This window comes from Neobacillus mesonae (genome assembly GCF_023715155.1).
Lineage (GTDB): Bacteria > Bacillota > Bacilli > Bacillales > Cytobacillaceae > Neobacillus > Neobacillus mesonae_A.
Window position 1 is genome coordinate 1 of record NZ_JAMBNQ010000097.1, and the last position, 756, is coordinate 756.

1 pseudogene is annotated in these 756 nt (G+C 36.6%); it reads right to left on the reverse strand.

Features of this window, described 5'->3' with window-relative positions:
• Positions 1-130: 130 nt before the first annotated feature.
• A pseudogene (locus tag M3183_RS27540) lies at positions 131-581 on the reverse strand (NAD(P)/FAD-dependent oxidoreductase); the annotation flags it as partial.
• Positions 582-756 lie beyond the last annotated feature (175 nt).

The window sequence follows — 756 nt, forward strand, 5'->3', positions numbered from 1 at the left end:
ATGATCAAGGCAGAATGTAGCAAATAACTAAAATAAGCCGTAAAAATTTGATTAAAATAGTCAAGATTTACGGCTATTTGTGATGCGTACCCGAAGGTACGCTTGTTTTTTTATAGTTCGGGCTTACAGAGTGGCTTTCTGAAATAATCATTAGCGGATGGTCTTTCAACTCCCAGCCATCACAATAAGGACAGCTGAAAAGACTTTTTCCATAGAAATCCATAATGTTTTCTATTGCCGGATGAATTTCCTTAAGTCCTGTAGCTAAAATAACCTTCTTCCCTTTAATACATTCTCCTTTTTCGGTCACGACTTCGAAATGCATTCCCGTTTTTTTACATCAATAATTTTTTCATTTCTTATCATGATAGAAGGATACTTGGCTATGTCCTGATGAGCAATTTCTCTAAATTCTCTTGGTTTAATTCCATCTCTTGTAATAAAACCATGCGATTCTTGGGTAACTGCGTTTCTTGGAGAGTTATTGTCGAATAAAATCACATTTCTTCTTGCCCTGCCTAATACAAGTGCAGCGTTTAAACCCGCTGGACCTCCACCTCAATTACACAATCTAACATAATTATATACACTCCTTTTAATTAAATATATTAAAGACCTTTATTATCTATAATAGGAGCATTCCTGTTAGAAGGATTTTCGGGGACTTGAACAAAAAGGAGCCCTCTTGGTATGATACGGGGTGTCAAATCGTGGCGAGATGACCCCTAACTTAGTTAACCAAGGAGGACTCCAATA